At 62.2% G+C, this 5,245-nt stretch carries 3 protein-coding genes and 2 pseudogenes; 1 reads left to right on the forward strand and 4 read right to left on the reverse strand.

Annotated features, from left to right (window positions below; translation table 11 throughout):
* From HP547_RS27140 to urtA, 3 genes and pseudogenes are all read right to left on the reverse strand, one after another.
* A pseudogene (locus HP547_RS27140) lies at positions 1–266 on the reverse strand (urea ABC transporter permease subunit UrtC); the annotation flags it as partial.
* On the reverse strand, positions 266–1,786 hold the full coding sequence (gene urtB / locus HP547_RS27145; RefSeq protein WP_372242988.1) for an urea ABC transporter permease subunit UrtB: 1,521 nt from the start codon (positions 1,784–1,786) through the stop codon (positions 266–268). The gene urtB and the pseudogene HP547_RS27140, both read right to left, overlap by 1 nt.
* 106 nt (positions 1,787–1,892) lie before the next feature.
* Positions 1,893–3,158, reverse strand: a complete 1,266-nt coding sequence (gene urtA / locus HP547_RS27150) for an urea ABC transporter substrate-binding protein (protein ID WP_172227310.1) — start codon at positions 3,156–3,158, stop codon at positions 1,893–1,895.
* Between the two features lie 275 nt (positions 3,159–3,433).
* Between urtA and HP547_RS27155 the strand changes: the two genes are divergently transcribed.
* On the forward strand, positions 3,434–4,900 hold the full coding sequence (locus HP547_RS27155; protein ID WP_172288516.1) for a hypothetical protein: 1,467 nt from the start codon (positions 3,434–3,436) through the stop codon (positions 4,898–4,900).
* A 44-nt stretch (positions 4,901–4,944) separates the two neighbouring features.
* Here HP547_RS27155 and HP547_RS27160 read toward each other — a convergent pair.
* Positions 4,945–5,245 (reverse strand): annotated as a pseudogene (locus tag HP547_RS27160) (D-serine/D-alanine/glycine transporter); the annotation flags it as partial.

Genomic DNA, 5,245 nt, shown 5'->3' on the forward strand with positions numbered 1-5,245 from the left:
CCACCCAGGGCGAAGAACAGCCCGTGCCCCAGCGACAACAGCCCGGCGTAACCCCAGACCAGGTCCAGGGCCAGGGCGACGATGGCATAGCAGAGGATCTTGCCGACCAGGGTCAGGGTGTAGGCCGATACCTGCAGGGCATGCTCGGCCGGCAGCAGCGACAGCAGCGGCAGGGCCAGCAACAGCAGGACGACGACAGTGCCGATGGCCAGCGACAGCCGTGGCCCGGCCTTTTGCGTAGCGGTGACAAGCAGTGGCTGGTTCATCAGTCGATTACCCGTCCTTTGAGGGCGAACAAGCCTTGCGGGCGTTTCTGGATGAACAGAATGATCAGCGCAAGGATGAGGATCTTGCCGAGCACGGCACCGATCTGCGGCTCCAGCAGTTTATTGGCGATGCCAAGGCCGAAGGCCGCCCACAGGCTGCCGGCCAGTTGCCCGACACCGCCAAGCACCACCACCAGGAACGAATCGATGATGTAGCTCTGGCCCAGGTCCGGGCCGACGTTGCCGACCTGGCTCAAGGCCACGCCGCCGAGCCCGGCGATGCCCGAGCCCAGGCCAAAGGCGAGCATGTCGACGCGCCCGGTGGACACGCCGCAGCAGGCGGCCATGTTGCGGTTCTGGGTGACCGCCCGCACGTTCAGGCCCAGCCGCGTGCGGTTGAGCAACAGCCAGGTGAGCAGTACCACGGCCAGGGCGAAGCCGATGATGACCAGTCGGTTGTACGGCAGCACCAGGTTGGGTAGCAGCTGGATGCCCCCCGACAGCCACGCCGGGTTGCTGACTTCGACGTTCTGCGCGCCGAACAGCAGGCGGATGGCCTGGATCAGGATCAGGCTGATGCCCCAGGTTGCCAGCAGGGTTTCCAGCGGCCGGCCGTACAGGTGGCGAATGACCGTGCGCTCCAGCAGCATGCCTACCCCGGCACTGACGGCGAAGGCCACCGGCAGGGCAATCAGCGGATAGAACTCGATGGCCCCTGGGGCATGGCGCTGCAGTAGCACCTGGACCATGTAGGTGCTGTAGGCGCCAAGCATCAGCATTTCGCCGTGGGCCATGTTGATCACCCCGAGCAGGCCGAAGGTGATCGCCAGGCCCAGTGCAGCCAGCAGCAGGATCGAGCCCAGTGACAGGCCGCTGAACGCCTGGCCGAGCAGCTCGCCGACCAGCAGCTTGCGCTTGACCTGGGCCAGGCTGGTTTCGGCGGCGGTGCGCACGCCCGGGTCGCGTTCGGCATCGGCTTGCAGCAAGGCTTCGAGGCGGGTGCGGGCCAGCGGGTCGCCGGTTTCACCCAGCAGGCGCACGGCGGCCAGGCGTACCGCAGGTTCGCTGGCGCCCAGTTGCAGGTTGGCCAGGGCCAGGCCCAGGGCCGCGTGCACGGCAGTGTCCGGCTCGGCAGCGAAGCGCCGGTCGAGAAAGGCCATTTGTGCCGGCTGTGCGCTCTTTTGCAGTTGCTGCGCGGCGGCCAGCCGCGTGTCGCTGTTGTCGCTGAGCAGTTGATGGCTGGCCAGGGCGTTGTCGATAAGGCCGCGCAGGCGGTTGTTCAGGCGCAGCTTGCGGGTGTCGTCAGTGGCAATTCGGCCTTGGCGCAGGTTTTCCAGCAGTGGCAGGCGCGCGGCATCGGGTTGTGCCGCCCAGCCTTCGAGCAGGCGGGCTTGCTCGGCGGGCTTGGCGGCGAGAAAGAATTCACCCTCGCTGGCGTGGGTGGCCAGGGGGATCAGCAAGAGCAGGGTGAGCAGCAGTCTGAGCATGCGGGTAATCCTGGAAATCGATGTTGGCCTCATCGCCGGCAAGCCAGCTCCCACAGGTCCTTCACAGGCCTTGAGGGTGCGCTTTCCGTGTGGGAGCTGGCTTGCCGGCGAATGGGCTGCAAAGCAGCCCCAGTGGCACTCAATTACCTTTCACTGCATAGTCCGGCCGCTTGTCATTACCCGGGATGAACGGGCTCCACGGCTGCGCCCGCAGCGGCTGCTCGGTTTCCCAGACCACGCTGAACTGCCCGTCATCCTGGATCTCGCCGATCATTACCGGCTTGTGCAGGTGGTGGTTGCTCTTGTCCATGGTCAGGGTAAAGCCCGACGGTGCCTTGAAGCTCTGGCCGGCCAGCGCTTCGCGCACCTTGTCGACGTCGGTGGACTTGGCTTTCTCGACCGCCTGGGCCCACATGTGGATGCCCACGTAGGTGGCTTCCATCGGGTCGTTGGTCACCGCCTTGTCGGCGCCGGGCAGGCCTTTGGCCTTGGCGTAGGCTTTCCAGTCGGCGACGAACTGCTGGTTGACCGGGTTATCCACCGACTCGAAGTAGTTCCACGCCGCCAGGTGGCCCACCAGTGGCTTGGTGTCGATGCCGCGCAGCTCTTCTTCACCTACCGAGAACGCCACCACCGGCACCTCGGTGGCCTTCAGGCCCTGGTTGGCCAGTTCCTTGTAGAACGGCACGTTGGAGTCGCCGTTGACTGTGGAGATGACGGCGGTCTTGCCGCCAGCGGAGAACTTCTTGATGTTGGCGACGATGGTCTGGTAATCGCTGTGGCCGAACGGGGTGTAGACCTCTTCGATGTCCTTGTCGGCCACACCCTTGCTGTGCAGGAAGGCGCGCAGGATCTTGTTGGTGGTGCGCGGGTAGACGTAGTCGGTGCCCAGCAGGTAGAAGCGCCTGGCGCTGCCGCCGTCTTCGCTCATCAGGTAGTCCACGGCGGGGATGGCTTGCTGGTTGGGCGCGGCGCCGGTGTAGAACACGTTCGGCGACATCTCTTCACCCTCGTACTGCACCGGGTAGAACAGCAGGCCGTTGAGCTCTTCGAACACCGGCAGTACCGATTTGCGCGATACCGAGGTCCAGCAGCCGAACACCACTGCGACCTTGTCCTGGGTCAGCAGCTGGCGGCTTTTTTCGGCAAACAGCGGCCAGTTGGACGCGGGGTCGACCACCACCGGCTCAAGCAGCTTGCCGTTCACACCGCCCTTGGCGTTGATCTGCTCGATGGTCATCAGCGCCATGTCCTTGAGCGAGGTCTCGGAAATGGCCATGGTCCCCGACAGCGAATGCAGGATGCCGACCTTGATGGTCTCGGCCGCCTGGATACTCCAGCTCAGGCCCATTGCGGCAATCGATGCGCTGAGGGTAAAGGCCTTGATCAGACTGCGACGCTTCATGTGCTCTCTCCGCTGGTTTTATAGGTTGGCCAAGCGGGGAGGGGCTTTGCAAGGGGTGTGCCTAACGGCGGAAGGTGCGTAATAGAGGGGGCGTGCGGGGCGTTGGGGCGTTATGCCGGGCCATATTGGTGCCTGGTGAGTTTGTGTGCACAGCGTTGGAGCTTTGCTGCTCGCAACGCTAGCAGCAGGCTGTACCTAGCATTTTTGCCAGTAGGCGCAAGGGCATGGCATCCCTATCGTGTGCTGACCCGAATCCACTTCTGGAGATGCAGGCAATGAAGAATGCAGGACGCAGGAAGGCAAAGACCGCTGTGTGGGTGACACCACTGCTATTGCTCTTGGCCGGGTGCGCGCAGGATGCAGAATCGATAATGGGAAAAAGCCCGCTCGGGGCAACGGTCGCACAGGAATTGGGCGGCTACCGCTTCCACAACACCAATTCGCTACGCAATGTCCAAGGCTATGCGATCGAGAGCGGCAACCTTGCAGAGCCTCTCAAGGGCAGGATCGACGGTTCGTTGGTGGTGGTCACGGACAAGGATGGGGCGATAACGGCGATCATTGACCGGCCTGGGCGGCGTGGCGCGCTTTTTGTCGACAAAACTGGATCGCGGCGTTTTGTTGAAGAACCTGCTTACGATTATCTGAAAGCGGATACGTTGAAGGAGCGCGCAGGGCCTGCGCAGGTGCCGGGCGCTGACAAACCTGACAAACCTGACAACGATGGCCAGATCGATGCCCTGATGCTGTTTTCGACGAAGGCCTTGGCGGTGCTGAATGCCGATCCTGTGGCATTCGCACTGGCACAACTGGAGACGTCCAACCTCGGGCTACGAAACTCACAGGTGGGAGGGGTTTCTTTGCGCCTTGCAGGTGTCCGCGTGACCGAAACTGACCTTCCTGTCGACGGGACTGGCCTGGTGAAAGTCAGGGACATGCTGACACCGCTGCGTCCGGTCTATAAGCACGATATCAATGTGGGATACTTCGACAATTCACCCTATGGCGGCATGGCTTATGTACCCGGCTCAGCCAGCGTCAATAGCATTCATCATCCGTTAGCCTTTCGGCATGAGGTCGGCCATAACGTGGGCGGTAACCACTGCAATGAAACCGGTGCGGACAATTATCGCTTTGGCTACCAGACCTCCGGTGGCGCTCACACCATGCTGTGCGGCAACAACATACCGTACTACTCAAATCCTCAAGTTACTTATGGAGGCAGGCCTCTGGGAAATGCAAGGACCGCCGACATGGCCAGGCTCTGGCGTGAGGAAGCGGGACGGATGAGCGGATACAGCCCCGCGTTCGAAGGCACCCGACTTATCTATGTTTCCACCCAGCCAGAGTCAAGTGCAATCGTGGCTTTCATACCTGGGCGGTCCAGAATCGGAGTGGTGGCACTTTCCAGTGAAGTCGGCCCGACTTCATTGACCTATGGCGGCCCAGGCGTGACGACCTTGACCGCCAAATTGACGGGGAAAGATGGGGTAGCTCGATCTGTCAATCTGAGGGCTATGCGGCAGAATTCGGGCTGCCCGCGGACGACTATGAACAGCACACTTGTATGCCACCCCGATTTTGATGGTGGTCCGGTGCAGCTGATCATCGGTTACAGTGCACTGGATAATCCCGAGCTACCACCGGGTTGGTACAACGGTACGGTGACCCTTGAGGCACGCAATGACAGCGATCCGAACTGGAGAGCACCCATCCTCGTGAGCCTGGCAGTGCTTCGCTGACTGAGGTAGAACAAGGGCCTTGCTTGATCAAGGCCCCGGTCAGGTCATCGGTGCCCGGAGGTGCTCGATGAATGGCGTACGGCCGTGCGCGGCTGGCGCTTGCTGCGCACGAACTGATAGGTCACCGCCAGCAGCACGAACCAGATCGGTGTCACCAGCAAGGCCGAGCGGGTATCTGCCTCCAGGCTCAGCAGCACCAGGATGAAGGCAAAGAACACCAGGCACACGTAGCACATGAAACGCCCGCCCGGCATTTTGTACTTCGATGCCTGATGCAGTGCCGCACGGTTTTGACGGTACTTCAGGTACGACAGCAGGATCAGCGTCCAGACGAACATGAACAGT

The organism is Pseudomonas sp. CM27 (genome assembly GCF_013179515.1).
In the GTDB taxonomy this organism is placed as follows: domain Bacteria; phylum Pseudomonadota; class Gammaproteobacteria; order Pseudomonadales; family Pseudomonadaceae; genus Aquipseudomonas.

What these genes read in the sequence shown, in the direction of transcription:
- urtB (WP_372242988.1), bottom strand. Translation starts at nt 1,786, where the DNA reads ATGAGGCCAACATCGATTTCCAGGATTACCCGCATGCTCAGACTGCTG.
- urtA (WP_172227310.1), bottom strand. Translation starts at nt 3,158, where the DNA reads ATGAAGCGTCGCAGTCTGATCAAGGCCTTTACCCTCAGCGCATCGATT.
- HP547_RS27155 (WP_172288516.1), top strand. Translation starts at nt 3,434, where the DNA reads ATGAAGAATGCAGGACGCAGGAAGGCAAAGACCGCTGTGTGGGTGACA.